This is a genomic window from Sphingomonas sp. PAMC 26617, assembly GCF_000242835.1.
Taxonomy (GTDB): domain Bacteria; phylum Pseudomonadota; class Alphaproteobacteria; order Sphingomonadales; family Sphingomonadaceae; genus Sphingomonas.
In genome coordinates this window covers 1,958,750-1,976,492 of the sequence record NZ_JH594425.1, presented here as the reverse complement: position 1 = coordinate 1,976,492, position 17,743 = coordinate 1,958,750, and the positions used below count along the sequence as shown (strand labels likewise).

At 67.6% G+C, this 17,743-nt stretch carries 19 protein-coding genes; 9 read left to right on the top strand and 10 right to left on the bottom strand.

Features of this window, described 5'->3' with window-relative positions; genetic code table 11:
* The first annotated feature begins 34 nt into the window (after positions 1–34).
* The 9 genes from bchM to hemA are packed head-to-tail and all read left to right on the top strand — an operon-like array spanning position 35 to position 7,520.
* Entirely contained in the window at positions 35–718 is a 684-nt protein-coding gene (gene bchM, locus RH91_RS08770; RefSeq protein WP_010162313.1) for a magnesium protoporphyrin IX methyltransferase, read from the top strand.
* Positions 715–2,214: a BCD family MFS transporter gene (locus RH91_RS08765; RefSeq protein WP_010162312.1), complete on the top strand. Its 1,500-nt coding sequence runs from the start codon at positions 715–717 to the stop codon at positions 2,212–2,214. The genes bchM and RH91_RS08765 overlap by 4 nt, the downstream gene beginning before the upstream one ends.
* Before the next feature lie 17 nt (positions 2,215–2,231).
* Positions 2,232–3,020, top strand: a complete 789-nt coding sequence (gene puhA / locus RH91_RS08760; protein WP_010162311.1) for a photosynthetic reaction center subunit H — start codon at positions 2,232–2,234, stop codon at positions 3,018–3,020.
* Entirely contained in the window at positions 3,017–3,679 is a 663-nt protein-coding gene (puhB, locus tag RH91_RS08755; protein ID WP_010162309.1) for a photosynthetic complex putative assembly protein PuhB, read from the top strand. Before puhA ends, puhB begins: the two co-directional genes overlap by 4 nt.
* Entirely contained in the window at positions 3,676–4,155 is a 480-nt protein-coding gene (puhC, locus tag RH91_RS08750; RefSeq protein WP_010162308.1) for a photosynthetic complex assembly protein PuhC, read from the top strand. Before puhB ends, puhC begins: the two co-directional genes overlap by 4 nt.
* The gene (locus RH91_RS08745; protein ID WP_010162307.1) at positions 4,152–4,448 is read left to right on the top strand and encodes a hypothetical protein; all 297 of its coding nucleotides are present in this window, start codon (positions 4,152–4,154) and stop codon (positions 4,446–4,448) included. Before puhC ends, RH91_RS08745 begins: the two co-directional genes overlap by 4 nt.
* Entirely contained in the window at positions 4,445–5,506 is a 1,062-nt protein-coding gene (gene acsF / locus RH91_RS08740; RefSeq protein WP_010162306.1) for a magnesium-protoporphyrin IX monomethyl ester (oxidative) cyclase, read from the top strand. The genes RH91_RS08745 and acsF overlap by 4 nt, the downstream gene beginning before the upstream one ends.
* Positions 5,503–6,282 carry a putative photosynthetic complex assembly protein PuhE gene (gene puhE, locus RH91_RS08735; protein WP_010162305.1) on the top strand — a complete coding sequence of 260 codons (780 nt, stop codon included), beginning with the start codon at positions 5,503–5,505 and terminating at the stop codon, positions 6,280–6,282. The genes acsF and puhE overlap by 4 nt, the downstream gene beginning before the upstream one ends.
* A 17-nt stretch (positions 6,283–6,299) precedes the next feature.
* Positions 6,300–7,520, top strand: coding sequence for a 5-aminolevulinate synthase (hemA, locus tag RH91_RS08730; protein WP_010162304.1), 1,221 nt, complete (start codon positions 6,300–6,302; stop codon positions 7,518–7,520).
* Between the two features lie 269 nt (positions 7,521–7,789).
* Here the strand turns inward: hemA and RH91_RS08725 are convergent, their stop codons facing one another.
* The 10 genes from RH91_RS08725 to bchC all read right to left on the bottom strand — a co-directional run bounded on the left by RH91_RS08725 (position 7,790) and on the right by bchC (position 17,725).
* Entirely contained in the window at positions 7,790–9,049 is a 1,260-nt protein-coding gene (locus RH91_RS08725) for a DUF3422 family protein (protein ID WP_010162303.1), read from the bottom strand.
* 60 nt (positions 9,050–9,109) lie between these two features.
* Positions 9,110–10,207 (bottom strand): photosynthetic reaction center cytochrome PufC, encoded by a 1,098-nt coding sequence (gene pufC / locus RH91_RS08720; protein ID WP_010162302.1) that lies wholly within the window; start codon positions 10,205–10,207, stop codon positions 9,110–9,112.
* Entirely contained in the window at positions 10,204–11,178 is a 975-nt protein-coding gene (pufM, locus tag RH91_RS08715) for a photosynthetic reaction center subunit M (RefSeq protein ID WP_010162300.1), read from the bottom strand. The genes pufC and pufM overlap by 4 nt, the downstream gene beginning before the upstream one ends.
* A 12-nt stretch (positions 11,179–11,190) precedes the next feature.
* On the bottom strand, positions 11,191–12,030 hold the full coding sequence (pufL, locus tag RH91_RS08710) for a photosynthetic reaction center subunit L (RefSeq protein WP_010162299.1): 840 nt from the start codon (positions 12,028–12,030) through the stop codon (positions 11,191–11,193).
* A gap of 127 nt (positions 12,031–12,157) precedes the next feature.
* Positions 12,158–12,340 carry a light-harvesting antenna LH1, alpha subunit gene (gene pufA / locus RH91_RS08705; protein ID WP_010162298.1) on the bottom strand — a complete coding sequence of 61 codons (183 nt, stop codon included), beginning with the start codon at positions 12,338–12,340 and terminating at the stop codon, positions 12,158–12,160.
* Positions 12,341–12,371: 31 nt separating this feature from the next.
* Positions 12,372–12,533 carry a light-harvesting antenna LH1, beta subunit gene (gene pufB / locus RH91_RS21585; RefSeq protein ID WP_010162297.1) on the bottom strand — a complete coding sequence of 54 codons (162 nt, stop codon included), beginning with the start codon at positions 12,531–12,533 and terminating at the stop codon, positions 12,372–12,374.
* A gap of 124 nt (positions 12,534–12,657) precedes the next feature.
* The gene (bchZ, locus tag RH91_RS08700; RefSeq protein WP_010162296.1) at positions 12,658–14,103 is read right to left on the bottom strand and encodes a chlorophyllide a reductase subunit Z; all 1,446 of its coding nucleotides are present in this window, start codon (positions 14,101–14,103) and stop codon (positions 12,658–12,660) included.
* Between the two features lie 133 nt (positions 14,104–14,236).
* Positions 14,237–15,745, bottom strand: a complete 1,509-nt coding sequence (gene bchY / locus RH91_RS08695; protein WP_051116680.1) for a chlorophyllide a reductase subunit Y — start codon at positions 15,743–15,745, stop codon at positions 14,237–14,239.
* Between the two features lie 73 nt (positions 15,746–15,818).
* Positions 15,819–16,802, bottom strand: coding sequence for a chlorophyllide a reductase iron protein subunit X (locus RH91_RS08690; protein ID WP_010162294.1), 984 nt, complete (start codon positions 16,800–16,802; stop codon positions 15,819–15,821).
* Positions 16,799–17,725: a chlorophyll synthesis pathway protein BchC gene (gene bchC / locus RH91_RS08685; RefSeq protein ID WP_010162293.1), complete on the bottom strand. Its 927-nt coding sequence runs from the start codon at positions 17,723–17,725 to the stop codon at positions 16,799–16,801. The genes RH91_RS08690 and bchC overlap by 4 nt, the downstream gene beginning before the upstream one ends.
* Between the last annotated feature and the right edge of the window lie 18 nt (positions 17,726–17,743).

The following is a 17,743-nucleotide window of genomic DNA, read 5'->3' as shown; positions in this document are numbered from 1 at the left end:
TTCGCGGGAATGACGGTTTGGGGAGGCGCGCGCGATGACAACCGCGACCTACGATCGCTTCCGCGGCAATCTCGAAACCTATTTCGATCGCACCGCCGCGAAGGCGTGGGAGCAGCTCACCTCGGACGCTCCCGTCAGCGGGATCCGCGCGACGGTGCGCGCGGGGCGGACCGAGATGCGCGACACGTTGCTCTCGTGGCTCCCGCACGACATGAGCGGGCTTCGACTGCTCGACGCGGGCTGCGGCACCGGCGCACTCGCGGTCGCGGCGGCGGAACGCGGCGCGGAGGTCGTCGCGATCGACGTCGCGGGGAGCCTTGTGCAGATCGCGCGCGACCGCGCGCCAGCTACGCTCAAGATCGACTGGCGCGTCGGCGACCTGCTCGATCCCGCGCTCGGAACGTTCGACCATGTCGTCGCGATGGACTCGCTGATCCATTACCCCGCGTTCGACATCGTCACCGTGGTGCAACGCCTGGCCGAACGCACGCGCGGATCGATCGTCTTCACCTTCGCCCCGCAGACCCCGTTGCTGCTGGCGATGCTCGGCATGGGCCGGCTGTTCCCGCGCAGCGACCGTTCGCCCGCGATCCTGCCGGTGCGCGACCGGCTGCTGCGCACGCTGATCAGGAATGCGCTGCCCCCCGCGCGGATCGGGCGCGACCGGCGGGTGTCGGCGAGCTTCTACACCAGCCACGCGCTCGAGGTGCTGCCATGACGCGCGACCTGTCCGCGCTGAAGGCGACGCTGCGACCGCGCGCGCCGCGCGGGGGCACGTTGCGAAGCGGGGCGTTCTGGAACCAGCTCGGAACGCGCTTCCTGCCGTTTGCGGATGCGGCGAGCGCGGAATTGCCGCTCGCACGGTTGTTGCGGCTGTCGCTGTTCCAGGTGTCGGTCGGGATGGCGGCGGTGCTGCTGACCGGCACGCTCAACCGCGTGATGATCGTAGAACTCGGCATGGCAAGCTGGGCGGTCGGCGCGATGGTGTCGCTACCGCTGGTGTTCGCGCCGCTGCGCGCGCTGATCGGGTTCAAGTCGGATCATCACCAGTCGCTGCTCGGCTGGAAGCGCGTGCCCTATCTCTGGTTCGGCACCTTGCTCCAGTTCGGCGGGTTTGCGTTGCTGCCGTTCGCGTTGCTGGTGATGACCGGGCGCGGCGAGGGCCCCGCGATCGTCGGGCAGATCGGTGCGGGCCTCGCCTTCCTGATGGTCGGCGCGGGAATGCACACGACGCAGACCGCGGGCCTCGCGCTCGCGACCGACCTCGCGCCCGCGGAGACGCGGCCGCGTGTCGTCGCGCTGCTCTATGTCATGCTGCTGCTCGGCATGATGGTCAGCGCGATCGTGATCGGGCGGCTGCTCGAGCATTTCAGCCCGACGCATCTCGTCCAGATCGTCCAGGGCGCGGCGGTGCTGACGGTGGTGCTCAACGTCACGGCGCTATGGAAGCAAGAGGCGCGGCAGCGCGGCGGAACGGCGGTGCCGGAAACGCGCGCGCGCTTCGGCGAGGTCTGGGCGATCTTCATCGCACGCCCGCGGACGATGCGGCTGCTCGTCGCGACCGGGCTCGGTGCGGCGGCGTTCGCGATGCAGGACGTGCTGCTCGAGCCGTATGGCGGGCAGATCCTCGGGCTTTCGGTCGGCGCGACGACGTCGCTGACTGCCTTGTGGGCGGTCGGGATGCTGAGCGGGTTCGCGCTCGCCGCGCGCACGCTCGGCAAGGGCGCGGAGCCGCACCGGCTCGCCGGGTTCGGCGGGGTCGCGGGGATCGCGGCGTTCCTGTGCGTGATCTTCGCCGCCCCGTTGCATGCGACTGCGCTGCTCGCGATCGGCGCGACAATCATCGGGTTCGGCGGCGGATTGTTCTCGGTCGGCACGCTGACCGCGGCGATGGCGATCGCGGACCGCGAGGAGCTCGACGGCCGCACCGGGCTCGCGCTCGGCGCGTGGGGCGCGGTGCAGGCGACCTCGGCGGGGGTGGCGATCGCGATCGGCGCAGTGCTGCGCGACGTGACGTCGGCGGCAGCGGTCGCGCATGATCTCGGGCCGACGCTGGCGAATACCGCGACCGGCTATGGCGCGGTCTACGTGCTCGAGATCGTGCTGCTGCTCGCGACTCTGGTCGTGCTCGGCCCGCTGGTCCGCCCGGCGACCGACCCGACCCGCATAACCTTCGGCAACGACCGCTTCGGCATTTCCGAATTTCCGGCCTGAACAACGGGAGACCGACCATGCACCCGACCCTCACCCCCGGCATCGATGTCGCGCTGCTGGTCTTTTACGCGTTCGTCCTGTTCTTCCTCTGCCTCGTGATCTACCTGCGCCGCGAGGACCGGCGCGAGGGCTATCCGCTCGAGCATGAGTTTACCGGGCGGCTCGAATCCGAGGGGGGGTTCTTCCTCACCGCGCTGCCCAAGACGTTCAGGCTGCCGTTCGGGCGCGGCACCGTGACGACCCCGACCAAGGGACGCGAGCCGCTCGAGATCGCGGCGCGCTTTACCGATCGCTTCCCTGGCGCGCCCTATGCGCCGACCGGCAATCCGCTGGTCGACGGGATCGGGCCGGCGGCCTATGCGCACCGCGCCAATCATCCCGATATCGACATGGAGGGGCATCCGCGGATCGTCCCGATGGGGGTGGCGCTCGATTATCAGATCGAACGGCGCGACCCCGATCCGCGCGGCATGCCGGTGCTCGGGTGTGACGGCGCGGTCGCGGGCACGGTGTCCGAACTGTGGATCGACCGCGCGGACCGGCTGATCCGCTACCTCGCGGTCGATCTGGCGCCGGGTGATCTCACTGGGGCCGGCGGCGCGGTGCTGGTCCCGATGATGATGTGCAACGTCGAGCGCGGCCGCCGCCGCGTGGTGTGCGACGCGGTCACCGCTGCGCAATTCGCGGATGCCCCCCGGATCGGCGCGACCGACCAGATCACCCTGTACGAGGAGGATCGCGTGCTCGGCTATTTCGGCGGCGGCTACCTCTACGCCACCCCCGACCGGCAGGAGCCCCTTCTGTGACCGAGCATGATCATGAACCGATCCCGGGGCTGCCGGGGATGTTGCCCAAGGACGAGCGGATCCTGTGGCAGGGCGCGCCCGACTGGCGGGTGCTTGCGCGGACCGCATTCCATACGCGGCTGGTGACGGGCTATTTCGTCCTGCTCGCGGGGTGGTCGCTCGGCGCGGCGCTCGCACGCGGGGTTACGGGGATCGGCGACCTTTCGGGCGTCGCGCTGACCGGCGGGTTGGGTTTGCTCGCGGTCGGGCTGCTCAACGCGCTCGCCTGGGGTTCGGCGCGCACCACGCTCTATACGCTGACCAACCGGCGGATCGTGTTGCGCGTCGGCGTGGCGTTTTCGAAATGCATCAACCTCCCGCTGCGGCTGGTCGGCACGGTCGGGCTGGCGACGCACGCGGATGGATCGGGCGACCTGCCGCTGACGCTCAGCAGCGACCGCAAGCTCGGGTTTCTTGCTTTATGGCCGCACGCGCGGCCGTGGCGGGTTTCGACCCCCGAGCCGATGCTCCGCGCGGTGCCCGAGGCCGCGCAGGTCGCCGCGATGATCGCGCGCGCGTGTCTCGCGGTCCATCCGCACGGGACGGTCGCACAGCCGGCGCCCGTCGCTGCGCCGGCACGCGCGCCCGAGCCAGCCTATGCGCAGACGGTGGCGGCATGACCGACGCGCATTCCATCCATCTCCCGCGCGGCGCGCTGATCCTGGCGGGCGCGCTGGTCGCCTTCGCCTTCACGCTGACCGCGGGGATGCGGATCGCGCACATCCCGCCCGCCGCCTCGCCGGTATTGATGCGCAGCGCCGAGCATGTCGCGCCGGTCCGCTCGCGTACGCTGCGCTTCCTCGACGAAGCGGATCGCGGGGTGCGGATCGAGGACGTCGGGACCGGGCGCACCGCGTCCGAGATCGTCCCGGGGCAAAAGACCGGCTTTATCCGCGGCGTGATGCGCGGCCTCGCGCGCGCGCGGCGGTTGCACGGGATCGGCGGCGGCCCGCCCTTCACGCTCACCCAGTGGCGCGATGGCGAGCTGACGCTGACCGACACCGCGACCGGACGCTCGATCGAACTCAACGCGTTCGGCACCACCAACCGCGCCGCCTTCGCTGCGCTGCTCGACGCCACGGAGACCACGCGATGACCCCGTTCCGCCGCGCCAGCTTCGACACGCCGTGCCGGATCGAGGTCGAGCATAGCGACGAATTCCTCTGCGCGCATGTCGAGCTGGCGGATGGCGTCGCGATCAACCCGGGCGACCGCGTGCGAGTCCATGGCGACCCGATCCACGTCGCGTTCGGCGACTCGGCGGTGTTCGACCGGATCGCGACGGTCGAGCGCGCGGGCGCGATCGAGCGGTTGTGGACCAGGTTCTGCGGGCATTTCGAGATGACCGAATTGTACGAAGTCAGCTTTTCCGATCGGAGACTGTCATGAACGCCATCACCCCGATCGCGCCCGCCGACACGCTCAAGATCGCACGCGAAGACACCGTGCTCTCGCCGCGTTTCTACACCACCGATTTCGCGGCGATGGACCGGATCGATGTCTCGCCGGTGCGCGCGGAATGGGACCAGTTGATCGCGGAAATGGTCGCCGACCCGAACCGTCGGCATTTCCGCCGGACCAATGCGTTCGACGGGGTGATCGAAAGCCTGCCCGATGGGCTGCGCGAGGAGTTCATCGATTTCCTCGTGAGTTCGCTCACCGCCGAATTCTCGGGCTGCATCCTCTACGCCGAGATCCAGAAGCGCGCGCAGAACCCGGATATCAAGGCGCTGTTCAAGCTGATGAGCCGCGACGAGAGCCGGCATGCGGGGTTCATCAACGATACGCTCAAGGACGCCGGGATCGGGGTGAACCTCAGCTTCCTGACGCGGACCAAGAAATACACCTATTTCCGGCCGAAATTCATCTTCTACGCGACCTATCTGTCGGAGAAGATCGGTTATGCGCGGTATATCACGATCTTCCGGCACCTCGCGCAGCATCCGGAATGGCGGTTCCACCCGATCTTCAACTGGTTCGAGGAATGGTGCAACGACGAGTTCCGCCACGGCGAGGCGTTCGCGATCCTGATGCGGACCGACCCGAAGCTGCTGCGCGGGCACAACGTCTGGTGGATCCGCTTCTTCCTCGTCGCGGTCTACGCGACGATGTACGTGCGCGACCATAATCGCCCGGCGTTTCACACCGCGCTCGGGATCGACCCGACCGACTACGATCACCGCGTTTTTGCGGTCTGCTCGCAGATCACGCGGCAGGTGTTTCCGGTCGTACTCGACACCGATTCCCCGCGGTTCCGCGCCGGGCTCGAGCGGATGCGCCGGATTGCTGCCGGGATCGACGCGGCCAGGGCGCAAGGCGGCATCGTCGGCGGGATCAAACGGATCGGGCTGATCGGTGCGGCGGGGGTGGCGTTCGCGCGGCTGTACCTGACCCCGGTCGAGCGCAACGCGATCCCCGCTTCGGCGCGGCTGGTCCCAGCCTGGTGACCGTCCCGCCGCTCCTGTTCGCGCTCGTGATGTGGTTCATCGGCACCGCTGCGGTGGTGTGGCTCGACAGCCGCGCACGTGCGACGTTCCGCACGAGCTTCAGGCTTGCGGGCGGGGTTGCGGCGATCGCGACGGGGGCGGTGTGGTGGAGTGCTGCGGATGCGGGCTGGGGCGGCGCCTATCTCGGTTTCGCCGCCGCCATCCTGATCTGGGGCTGGCACGAAATGGGGTTCCTGATGGGGTTCGTTGCCGGACCCAATCGCCTGCCCTGCCCGGCCGAGGCGACCGGCCTCACCCGGCTCAGGCTTGCGACCGCGACGGTGATCCATCACGAAATCGCGCTCGCGGCGACCGTGCTGCTGCTAGTCGCGCTGACCTGGGGCCAGCCCAACCAGGCCGCGCCGCTGACCTTCCTGTTGCTGTTCGGGCTTCGGCTCAGCGCCAAGTTCAACCTGTATCTCGGCGTGCCCAACCTCAGCGACGAAGTGTTTCCGGCGCATCTCGCCTATCTCAAGAGCTATTTCCGGAAACGCGGCGGCAATCCGCTGCTCCCGGTGTCGATCCTGGGCTCGGGCGCGCTCGCGGTGTGGACCTGGACGCTCGCCGAGGCCGCACCCGCGCAGAGCGGCGCCGCGGTGACCGCGACGCTGCTCGCGGGGCTGTCCGCCCTTGGGATGGTGGAGCATCTTTTTCTTGTGTTGCCGCTTAGGGATGCCAGACTGTGGCAGTGGGCGTCGGCAAAGACGAAAGCGGCAAAAGCCGCAGCCAACGACTAGAAGCGGGAGGGTATGCGATGAACTATGAGGCATTCTTTCAGGGTCAGCTCGATACGCTGAAAGAAGACGGGCGCTATCGCAGCTTTGCCGAGCTCGAGCGCCGCGCCGGCCACTTCCCGCGCGCACGCCATTATGGCGAGGGCGGGGTCGACGAGGTCACGGTGTGGTGTTCGAACGATTATCTCGGGATGGGGCAGCACCCGAAGGTGCTCGCCGCGATGCACGAGACGCTCGACGCATGTGGCGCGGGCGCGGGCGGCACGCGCAACATTTCGGGGACGACGCATGCGCACGTTCTGCTCGAGGCCGAGCTCGCGGACCTGCACGGCAAGGAAGCCGCGTTGCTGTTCACCTCGGGCTATGTCTCGAACTGGGCGGCGCTGAGCACGCTGGCGGCGCGGCTGCCGAACTGCGTGGTGCTGTCGGACGAGCTCAACCACGCCTCGATGATCGAGGGAATCCGCCACAGCCGCGCCGAATGCATCCGCTTCCGACACAATGATCCCGCGGATCTCGACCGCCGCCTCGCCGCGATCCCGGCGGACCGGCCCAAGCTGGTCGCGTTCGAAAGCGTCTATTCGATGGACGGCGACATTGCGCCGATCGCCGAAATTCTCGATGTCTGCGAGAAGCATGGCGCAATGTCGTACCTCGACGAGGTCCACGGCGTCGGGCTGTACGGCGCGCGCGGCGGCGGGGTGGCCGAGCGCGAGGGGCTGATGGACCGCGTCACGCTGATCGAGGGGACCTTGGGCAAGGCGTTCGGGGTAATGGGCGGCTATATCGCGGGCTCGGCCGCGCTGTGCGACTTCATCCGCAGCTTCGCGAGCGGGTTCATCTTCACCACTGCGCTCCCGCCCGCGCTCGCCGCCGGCGCGACCGCAAGCATCCGGCACCTCAAGGCGAGCGGCATCGAGCGCGAGCAGCATCAGGCGCGCGTGGCGCAAGTCCGGCGGCGGCTCGATGCGATCGGCATCCCGTCGATCGACAACCCGAGCCACATCATCCCGGTGATGGTCGGCGATGCGCACAAGTGCAAGATGATCAGCGACTGGCTGCTCGAGCATCACGGCATCTACGTCCAGCCGATCAACTACCCCACCGTCCCGGTCGGGACCGAGCGGTTGCGGCTGACCCCGTCGCCGGTCCATTCGGACGGCGATGTCGACAAGCTGGTGACCGCGCTGTCGGAGATCTGGTCGCAATGCGCGCTGGCACGGCGCGCGATGGCGGCGTGAGCCGGGCCGCGGGTTAGGGCTTCTACCCCCCGTTCGGTTCGAGCCTAGTCGAGAACCCTGTCACCGGACGTTGTGCCGGGTTTCTCGATTGCGCTCGAAACGAACGGGGGCGGCGGGGGTCGCTAAGTCTGTCCAGAACGTATCGTCACCCCGGCGAAGGCCGCGGCCGTTGGGTTACCTGGATGCGGCGGCGCGAGGGAGTGCTGTATCGCCGGTCTCGCGCGGAAACATGGCGGCCCCGGCCTTCGCCGGGGTGACGGGGATGTCCGCTATTCCTCCAGCCCGCGCCGCAACCGTCGCGCGAACAGCCATGCGCCCCCGAACACGAGCGGCACCGCTGCAACCATCACCCACTCCTTCCACGCGTGCGCCGGCGCGGCCAGGTATCCGATCAGCGCGACCGCATAATAGCTGATCGCGACCACCGACAGGCCCTCGACCGTCTGCTGCAACCGCAATTGCAGGTGCGTTCGCGTGTCCATCGACGCGAGCAGGTCGCGATTCTGCTTGGCGAGCGCGATGTCGATCCGCGTGCGGAGCAGCTCGCTGGTCCACGCCGCACGCTGCGACAGGTCGGCGAGCCGCGCGGAGAAACTGTCGCAGGTCCGCACCGCCGGGGTGAGCCGCCGCTCGGTAAAATCGGCGAGCGTCTGATACCCCGGGATTCGCCCGATCCCGAGCGTCTCGAGCCGGTCGAGGCTGAGCTGCGCATAGGCGCGCGTCGCGCTCATCCGGTAGCGCGTCTCGGCGAGCAACCGCGCGAGCTCGGCCGAAAGATAGGTCAGCTCGTCGAGCAGGCTGTCGTCCTGCGACACGCGTTCGGACACCGCCGCGGTCAGCGTCGCAAGCCGCGCCTCGAGCCGCGACACGTCGGGCGTCAGCCGCTGCGCGAGCGGCAAGCCGAGCAACGCCATGTTGCGGTAATTGCCGAGCTCCTGCAGCCGCAGCACGAGTTGCGCGGGTTCGTCGCGGAGCAGCCCCTGGTCGAACAACAAAAGGCGTCCGAACCCGTCGCCGTTGAGCCGGAAATCGGACATGACGCGTGCCTTGCCGTCGCTGACGTCGCACAGGATGAGCGCCTCGGGCACGAACAGCGTGTCGAGCGTATCGTCCGCGGGCGGATCGGTACCGGGCGGATAGACCGCGATCTGCGTCGCGCGGATGACGTCGCCCGGCATGCCCTCGAGCATTTCCGCCGCGACGGGATCGAACACGTCGGGCGAGAAGGGCTGGTCGAACGCCCCTTCGCGGATGAACGTGTAACTCGCGAACTCGGTGTGCCGCTCGAGCACCAGCTTCATCCCGTGCAGATCGACAACCGCATATTTGGCCGAAGGGGTCAGGCCAATGCCCACCCGAGCGCCGATCGCGTCGAAATGGACCCCGGCGCTGGCGGCCCCCTCCTCGCCCAGCACCGTCACGATCTGCATCAATCGGCACGGCGCGGCAAAGCGTGGCAGCCGCCGAACGTGCATCTCTTCCGACAATGACGCGCGCAACGGATGGCTGCGCAGACTCAGGCGATCCATGCGCTGCCTCCTTTCGGGCGCCTATGCGCGCACGTTGCCGCGGCGAACAGCCTCAATCGGTCACTGCCGCTTCGTCATCGCCTGCGGGTTGGCGAGCACTGCCGGAACCGCCGCCCCCGCCGCGTCGCCCTCCGGTGCCGCGGTCGGCACCGGCGGCCCCTTGAGCGTCGGGTTGAGCGCGAGCATCGAATAGCCCCCGAGCGGCTTGGACTGGCCCTGGTGGCAGGTCTGGCAATTGACCTTGTACGGATCGCCATGCGGCCCCTTGCGATACGCCGGGAAGACCGCGGTCAAGGGCGTGATATACCCCTCGTTCGAATCACGGACCATGCGGATGCCGTAATAGGCGGTCGCGCGCTGCGGGCGGCTGAGGCTCCACGAGCGGAACGACTGGCTGTTGTGGCAATAGGTGCAATTGACCCCGAGCGCGGTGCTCATGTGCATCATCAGCCCGTAGGTCTTTTCGGCATCCTTGATCGACACGACATGGTTCGGGGAAGGATATTCGCTGCTCGCCGCGACGCGGATCTGCGCCTTGCCCGACAGATAGGTCTGGAACGGATCGTACGGCAGCGAGGCATAACCGACGCTGACATTGGGGGTGTTCTGGCCGTGCTTGTTGCGGACGATCGTGTCAGGATCCGCGACGCCCTCGGCGATCGCCCATTTGTACGTCGGCACCGCATTGCCGCGGTGGCAGGTGTAGCAGGTGACGCCGGTCTTCTGGACGTGGCTCGACCATTTGCCGTTGATGTTACGCGTCATCTGCAACATCCGCCGCGCGACGACCTTGGTGTACTTTTCGTCCGAGGCCATGTTCTCGGGATTGTGGCAGTAATTACAGCCCTGTGCGGGCGGCGCGACCCATTGGTTGATCGCCGCCATCAGATGGTTGAACCGCTCGGTCGAGACGTCGCCCAGCACGCGCACGTTCTGGTACGTCTCGCGCGCGCGCGGACCGCTGTCATCGGGCAGCGGATAGGGCGGCGGCGGGATCGCGCCGAGCTTGGCGACATGATCGGGGTCGACGATCTGCGCCATTCCCGTCCCGCGAAACCCGGTCTGCTGCGTATCCTTGGGACCGAGCTCGCACCCGCCGAGCGAGACGCTCGCGCCGATCAGCCCTGCCAGCGCTAGGGTCCTGCCAAGGCCGCTCATCGTGGTGCTCCCGGAAGCGTGGCGGGATCGACCACGCCAGGCCCCGGATAATTGGGAGCATAGCCATGCTGGATCGCCCACAGATACCAATTGTCGACCACCGTACCGGTCAACAGGATCCCGATCCCGCCGGTCAGCGTGGTCAGCACCGCGAACCACCAGGCCCAGCGATGGATCGATTCGTACGTGGCGTTGAACCCCATGGTCCAGCGCCAGAACAAGGCCGCGCGCTCGGCCGCCGTGCCGCGATCGGTGATATGCTCGATCTCGCGCTCGCCGCCATAGCGCCCGACCGCGAGGATCGTCGCGCCGTGCATCGCGAACAGCAACGTCGAGCCGTAGAGGAACACGATCGAGAGGCAGTGGAACGGGTTGTAGAAGAGGTTGCCGTAGCGGATCGAGAACGCCGCGGTCCAGTCGAGGTGCGGGAAGATGCCGAACGGCACGGCTTCCGCCCAGCTTCCCATCAGCATCGGGCGGATGAAGCCAAGCACGACCATCAACCAGATCGCGCTGAGGAACGCCCAGGAGACGTGCGTCCCCATCCCCAAAGCCCTCGAGCGACGGAACGTCCGCAGCCACCACAGCAGCACCGAGGTCGTCATGCTGAACCCGGCAAGCTGCCACCAGCCGCCCTTGGCGAGCGGGACGAACAGCTGGAAGCCATATTCCGGCCCCGGCGGCTCGAGCGCGAGCCACGGCAGTTGCCGCGCGAACTGAACCGGATCCCAGCCGACCGACGCCCACATGTTGAGCCCGACGATCTCGAACGCGAGAAAGCCGAAGATCAGCGACAGGATGCCGAGCCCGCCGAGATAGATCGGCCCGATCTGCGCATTGCCGATCTTGCCCATCCAATAGGAATAGCCGGGCTTGCCGAGCCGTGGAAAATCATACGGCCCGAGCAGCGGACCCATTTCGGGTGCGGCGCGCAGCTGCACCTGGGTGAAGATGTTCTGATAGCGTGCCATCGTCTTTCCCCCTCACGACCAGATCGGCAGGTTGAGCCACCACGTCCACCATTCGGGCCAGCCGCGAGTCCACAGCGGCCCCGAGATGATGATGCAGATCGCGCTCCAGAACCCCGCGCTCAGCGCGAGGAACAGCCCGAGCCGGTGGATGCCGAGCGTCCCGATCGAATAGCCGATCGTATCGCGGAAGAAGGCGTCCTCATATTCGGGCGACTTGACCTCGCCCTGCGACCCGTCGGGGTTCTTCGCGGGGTTGACCGCGGAGAGCACCAGCCCGCCATGCAGCGCCAGCGCGAGCGTGGTGGTGAAGAAGAAGCTCACCGCGAGCATATGCGCGGGATTGTAATGGAAATGGAGATATTGGTAGCCGGTGTTCGACACCCAATCGAGATGGCTGAAAATTCCGTACGGAAAGCCGAAGCCCCACGCGCCGAGCAGCCACGGCCGGATCACCACCAGCGAGACATAAGCGAAGATCGCGACCCCGAACGCGATCGGGACATGATAGCCGATCCCGAGCTTGCGGCAGATCTCGACCTCGCGCAGCGCCCAGGACACGAACGACCCGACCGCGCAGATGGTGATGATCTGCCAGAACCCGCCTTCGCGCAGCGGCGCCAGCCCAAGCCCGTAGGACAGGTCGGGCGGCGCGATGCTGATCAGCCAGATGTTCCACGTCGGCCCGAGCGAGGCGGCGTAGACGATCAGTCCCGTGCCGAGCAGCGAGAAGATCGCGGTCGTCACCCCGAAGAAGCCGACGTAAAACGGTCCCACCCAGAAATCGAAAAGATCCCCGCCGAGCAGCGTGCCGCCGCGGACGCGATATTTCCGTTCGAAACTCAGCAACGCCATGACGACTCCCTCCTCCCCCGCACGTCGCGCGCGACCTGGGCGCGCGACCTGGGCGCGGGGCACGGTCCATCGGGTTCAGGATGACGGGAACCGCTGTCCTGGCCCCGTCATCCTGAAACGATACGCTTCACTGCGCGGGCGGTGCCGCCGGTGCGCTGGCCGCCGCGGGTGCGTGGTGCGGTCCGTCGAGCCAGTTGAACTTGTCGGTGCTGAGCAGGATGAAATGAATCAGCAGCGCCAGCACGAACAGGAAGGAAAACAACGCGACGAGCGTCCGTCGCGGATCGAAAATCAGCCAAATTCTCCACATGGTGTGGGTTCCTCTCGATGATGTCGGGCAATCAGTTGATCCACGGTTTCCACGTCCACATCAAAATGTGCGCGACGACCGCGATCGCCGTGAACAGCGCGAAGCTGGTCATGAAGATCTTGTGGAATTCCTTGGCTTCTTCGGGGGTCAGATAGGTTCCTGGTCCGAATCGCTCGTCTCGTTTGTCGCTCATTGCTCCGTCTCCTTGGTGACGACCAACAGGAGCGTTGGAAGCGCTCCCCGGCTGCATCCGCGCGGCAGGCTGCCGTGGGGATCGGGTGTCCGCGCATTCGCGGGAAGGCTGGGCGCGGCGCGGGTCATCCGCCACGGCTTTCGCTGATCGCGTGCGCCAGGCGATGTGCGCTGACCGACGCCTCGCCCGCACGGCGCGCGCCGCGTTCGGCGGCGTCGCGGATTCGCTTGGCGGCGGAGATGCGGACGAGCACCGGCTCGCGTTCGATCACCGCGTCGAACGCGGACTTGGCGTCGTCGTCCCACGCGACGTCGCGCTCGATCCGTGCCGGCGTCGCCTCGACCTGGTCGAGCTGCCCGGCGAGCGGGAGGATGTGGAAAAGCGCGTCGAACAGCGCGTTGCACACTTCCTGGATCAGGTAGGTCGCACCGGCATAGCCCATGAACGGGGTGCCCGTGTGCCGCCGGATCACCGCGCCGGGGAAACTCGCGGGGATATAGACGCCGCGCGCGCCGGTCTCGGCCATGTACATGCGTTCGTTGAAGCTGCCGAACACGATCAGCGGCGGATTGCTGCGGATCGCATCGAGCACCGCCTGATTGTTCGGCTTGACCCCGGCCGAGCGCGCGAAGGCGAAGTGACAGGGGAGCCCCATGTCGGTCTCGAGGAAATGGCGGATGCCGCGCGCATAGGTCTCGGTTGCGACGATCCCGAAGCTCGCGGTGCCGAAGAAATCCTGCGTGACCGAGCGCCAAAGATCCCACAACGGCTTGATCGTGGTGTGCTTCTCGCGTTCGATGAACGGCTCGGGATCGAGCCCGAGGATTTCCCCGAGCTTCCGCAGGAACAGCGTGGTGCTTTCGAGCCCGATCGGGGCCTGGAGATACGGGCGCTCGAGCGCCTCGCACAGCCCGCGTCCGAATTCGCGGTAGAGGCAGACGTTGGCGTGCGCGTCGGCGAGCTTGCGGACGTCGGCGAGGTGGCTGCCGAGCGGGAAGACCATGCCGACCTCGGCGCCGATACCTTCGATCAGGCGGCGGATCTCGGCGAGATCGGAGGGCATGTTGAAGCTGCCGTACATCGGCCCGATGATGTTGACGCGTGGGCGCTGCCCTTCCTTGAGCGGACGCGGCGCGGGGACTTTCTTCGGCCCGAACTGAGTCCATAGCCAGGTCAGCGCGCGATCGCCCGACTGCCACTGGTCCTCGTCGATCGTGCGCGGCAGGAAGCGCTGGATATTGGTGCCCTCGGGCGTGACGCCGCCGCCGATCATCTCGGCAATCGAGCCCGTCACCACCACCGAAGGCAGATCCGGATCGAGCGTCGCCCAGGCGCGCTTCATCGCGCCTTCGGTCCCGTCGCGGCCCAGCTCCTGCTCGCCGAGCCCGGTGACGACGATCGGGAGTTCATGCGGCGGGAGTGCGTCGGTGTAGTGGAGGACCGAGGTGACGGGGAGGTTCTCGCAGCCGACCGGGCCGTCGATGATGACCTGCAAGCCCTTGATCGCGGTGAACGCGTAAACCGCGCCCCAGTAACCGCCTGCGCGGTCGTGATCGAGGATGAGGGTCATTGCTGGCCTCCGCACACCAACATGCCGTCATGCTGAACTTATTTCAGCATCCAGCTCGCAACAATGGCAGTCTGCCAGTGCTGCGCGGTGGACCCTGAAACGAGTTCAGGGTGACGGGGGGAAAGAGGGCGGCTCATACCCCCACGCTTTCTTCGGCCTTGGCGGCAGCGATGCGTTTGGCGGCGTATTTCGCCTTGAATTCGGGCCGCTCGACCGGCGTGTCTTCCCACACGCCAGCGGTCGCGCCGGTGCCCACCCCCTCGAAGAAGGCGGTCATCTTGTCGAAGCGCGCCTGGTTGGCGAGCGCTGCATTCACCACCAGCGCGAGGCTCCCCGCCCCCGCCGGCCCCATCAGCGGGCGCGCCGAGATGAGGTTGGTGAAATAGAGCGCCGGGATCGCCTTTTGCTTGGCGTGCTGGACGACGGGCGTGGTGCCGATCGCGAGATCCGGGCCGAATTGCTCGACCGCGGCGATGTCCTGCTCGAGGCTCGCGCGATACTGGACGCGGACGCCGCGGCTGACCAGCCAGTCGCGGTCGGGCTCGGACCAGGGGGTGCGCGGGCAGGCGGTGCCCACGTACGGCACGTCCGCGCCGCTCTCGATCAGCAGTCGTGCGACGAGCAGTTCGGAGCCTTCATAGCCCGACACCGTGATCCGCCCAGCAATCGGCCGCGCCGACAGCGCGCCCCGGATCGCGGGGAGGAAGCGGTTCTTCGTCGCATCGACCTTGTCCTGCGCGATCCCGCAGGCCGCGCCGATCGCGTCGAGCCACGCCGCGGTGCCGTCCGCGCCGACCGGGGCCGACCCGACGACCGTGCGCCCCGCCGCTTCGAACTCACGGACGCTCGCCGTGTAGAAGGGGTGGATCGCCGCGACCACCGCGCAATCGAGCGCCACGTACAGCTCGCGCCATTCGCGGGTCGGGACGACCGGGCCGGCCGCAAGGCCCAACGGTTCGAGCAACAGCCCGATTCCTGGCGGGTCAGCCGGGAACATCTCGCCAAGGAGAGTCACGCTCGGCCGGTCCGGGCGTTGCTTTGGCGCGGCGACGGGGCCGCTCTCGGCCTCCTTGCGCGCATAGCTGAGCATCGCGCCGGCGAGGACGTCCTTCGCCTCGGCATGCGTCGGCACGCCGAAGCCGGGAACGTCGATCCCGATGATCCGCACCCCGTTGATCTGGTCGGGGAGCAATTGCAGCGGCACGCCGCTTGCGGTGGGGACGCAGAGGTTGGTGACGATGATCGTGTCGTACAGCGCGGGGTCGGCGAGTTGATGAACCGCGTCGCGAATGTCCTCGAACAGTTTGCCCGTCACCAGCGTCTCGGACGAGAAAGGGACGTAGCCGACGCTGCGTTTCGCGCCGTAGAAATGCGACGTGAAGGTGAGGCCGTAGACGCAGCAGGCCGAGCCCGAGAGGACGGTGGCGGTGCGGCGCATGCGGAGCCCGACGCGGAGCGAGCCGAAGGCTGGGCACATGGATTGGGGCTGGTCGTGCGGGCCTTTGGGGTAGTCGGCGTCGTAGCGGGCTAGGATGTCGGATTTTCCGGCGATTTCTGCGGCTTCGCGGAGGGTGGTGCCGTTCGAACATTTTAGCCCCTCCCCTTCAGGGGAGGGGTTGGGGTGGGGCAGTTCAGCAGGCATGCCGCTGGAAGAAGGCACGGCCCCACCCCCAACCCCTCCCCTGAAGGGGAGGGGCTTAGAAGGAAGGCCAGCCTCAGACGGCATCGTACACGACCTCAAGCGTGGGCTTCGTCACGTACGCGACGCCGCGCATGTCCGCCTGGCTCGCAGGTTTCAGCGCATAATCCGCCCCCGTCACATCCGCCGAGAACAGCCCGAGCAACCCGTCCTGGTCGAGCGGCGACGGCCGCAGCGGCGGGGCTTCCGCCACGTTGACCGCAAGCTCCTCGAACAGGCTCGCCCATTGCCCGCCGGGCTTGCCGATGATCTGGTAATTCGCGCTTTTCTTGCGGATGTCCTCGTTCGCGGGGATCGCGGTCAGCACCGGGATGCCGACTGCCGCGGCAAACGCCTGCGCCTCGCCGGTGCCGTCGTCCTTGTTGAGGATCATCCCCGCGACGCCGACATTGCCGCCCATCTTGCGGAAATATTCGACCGCCTTGCAGACGTTATTGGCGACGTAGAGCGACTGCAGGTCGTTCGACGCGACCACGATCACCTTCTGGCACATGTCGCGCGCGATCGGCAGGCCGAAGCCGCCGCACACCACGTCGCCCAGAAAATCGAGCAGGACATAGTCGAACCCCCATTCGTGGAACCCGAGTTTCTCGAGCGTCTCGAACCCGTGGATGATCCCGCGTCCGCCGCAGCCGCGCCCGACTTCGGGCCCGCCCAACTCCATCGCGAACACCCCGTCGCGCTGGAAGCAGACGTCCTCGATCCCGATCTCCTCGCCCGCAAGCTTCTTGCGCGAGCTGGTCTCGATGATCGTCGGGGTCGACTTGCCGCCGAACAGCAGCGAGGTCGTATCGCTCTTGGGGTCGCACCCGATCAGCAGCACGCGCTTGCCCTGCTGCGCCATCATGTAGCTGAGGTTCGCCAGCGCGAACGACTTGCCGCTGCCGCCCTTGCCGTAGATCGCGATGATCTGCGTTTCCTTGGTGACCGGGCCGGTCGGGACCGGGTCCGGTTCGTGCTCGGCTTCCTGCCGCAGCGGTCCGGGATCGAGCATCGTCATGCAGCCCTCCAGTCGAGTACCATCTTGAGACAGTCCGGGTCGCCAAAGGCGGCGGGATAGGCGTCGAGCGCCTCGGTCGCCGGGCGGACGTGGCTGATCAGCCCGCCGAGCCGCAGCGCGCCGGAGTCGACCAGTGCATGGGTCGCGGCGACGTCTGCGGGGGTAAATTCGGCGGAGATGCGCAGCCGCGCCTCGCGCTGAAAGGCAGGCGGGAAGCCGAAGCTCAGCCGGTCGTAAAACCCCGCGAGCACGATCTCGCCGCGCTTCGCGAGCCGCGGGATCGCGGTGTCGAGAATGTCGGGCGTGCCGCTCGCGTCGCAGATCGTCGCATAATCGCGACGGTCGTCGTGCGCAGGGTCGATCACGGCGTAACCATCACCGTCGCGCCGGTCCGGATTGGTCTCCCACACGGTCGGTACAGGCGCGCCGCAGGCGACCGCGATCCGGGCGACCAGCCGCCCGACGATCCCGTGCCCGATCACCAGATCCGGCGGATTGCCCCCCGCCACCGCATGATAGGCGGTCGCCGCCAGCGCAGTGAGAATCCCGTCCGCCCCGAGCGATTCGGCGACCGGAAGCGCGCGCGCCGACGGCAGGATGACGCGCTCAGCCGTTCCCCCGAACAATCCGCGCGCGTCCTGATAGCAATTGGCGCCGGGGACGAAGACCCATTCGCCGATCCGCCCGCGCACCTCCGCCCCGGCATCGACGATCCGCCCGACCGATTCATACCCCGGAACCAGCGGATACCCCATGCCGGGGAAAGCAGGCATCCGGCCCGACCACAGCAGTTTCTCGGTGCCCGAGCTGATCCCGCTCCAGGCGACGTCGATCAGGACGTCGGCGGCACCCAGGTCGGTCAGCGCGAGCGGACGAAGGACCAGCCGTTCAGGCGCCTCCAATACCACTGCCAGTGTTTCCACCGCGCTTCTCCCCGGACG

What these genes read in the sequence shown, in the direction of transcription:
- bchM (WP_010162313.1), top strand. Translation starts at nt 35, where the DNA reads ATGACAACCGCGACCTACGATCGCTTCCGCGGCAATCTCGAAACCTAT.
- RH91_RS08765 (WP_010162312.1), top strand. Translation starts at nt 715, where the DNA reads ATGACGCGCGACCTGTCCGCGCTGAAGGCGACGCTGCGACCGCGCGCG.
- puhA (WP_010162311.1), top strand. Translation starts at nt 2,232, where the DNA reads ATGCACCCGACCCTCACCCCCGGCATCGATGTCGCGCTGCTGGTCTTT.
- puhC (WP_010162308.1), top strand. Translation starts at nt 3,676, where the DNA reads ATGACCGACGCGCATTCCATCCATCTCCCGCGCGGCGCGCTGATCCTG.
- RH91_RS08745 (WP_010162307.1), top strand. Translation starts at nt 4,152, where the DNA reads ATGACCCCGTTCCGCCGCGCCAGCTTCGACACGCCGTGCCGGATCGAG.
- acsF (WP_010162306.1), top strand. Translation starts at nt 4,445, where the DNA reads ATGAACGCCATCACCCCGATCGCGCCCGCCGACACGCTCAAGATCGCA.
- hemA (WP_010162304.1), top strand. Translation starts at nt 6,300, where the DNA reads ATGAACTATGAGGCATTCTTTCAGGGTCAGCTCGATACGCTGAAAGAA.
- RH91_RS08725 (WP_010162303.1), bottom strand. Translation starts at nt 9,049, where the DNA reads ATGGATCGCCTGAGTCTGCGCAGCCATCCGTTGCGCGCGTCATTGTCG.
- pufC (WP_010162302.1), bottom strand. Translation starts at nt 10,207, where the DNA reads ATGAGCGGCCTTGGCAGGACCCTAGCGCTGGCAGGGCTGATCGGCGCG.
- pufM (WP_010162300.1), bottom strand. Translation starts at nt 11,178, where the DNA reads ATGGCACGCTATCAGAACATCTTCACCCAGGTGCAGCTGCGCGCCGCA.
- pufL (WP_010162299.1), bottom strand. Translation starts at nt 12,030, where the DNA reads ATGGCGTTGCTGAGTTTCGAACGGAAATATCGCGTCCGCGGCGGCACG.
- pufA (WP_010162298.1), bottom strand. Translation starts at nt 12,340, where the DNA reads ATGTGGAGAATTTGGCTGATTTTCGATCCGCGACGGACGCTCGTCGCG.
- pufB (WP_010162297.1), bottom strand. Translation starts at nt 12,533, where the DNA reads ATGAGCGACAAACGAGACGAGCGATTCGGACCAGGAACCTATCTGACC.
- bchZ (WP_010162296.1), bottom strand. Translation starts at nt 14,103, where the DNA reads ATGACCCTCATCCTCGATCACGACCGCGCAGGCGGTTACTGGGGCGCG.
- bchY (WP_051116680.1), bottom strand. Translation starts at nt 15,745, where the DNA reads ATGCCTGCTGAACTGCCCCACCCCAACCCCTCCCCTGAAGGGGAGGGG.
- RH91_RS08690 (WP_010162294.1), bottom strand. Translation starts at nt 16,802, where the DNA reads ATGACGATGCTCGATCCCGGACCGCTGCGGCAGGAAGCCGAGCACGAA.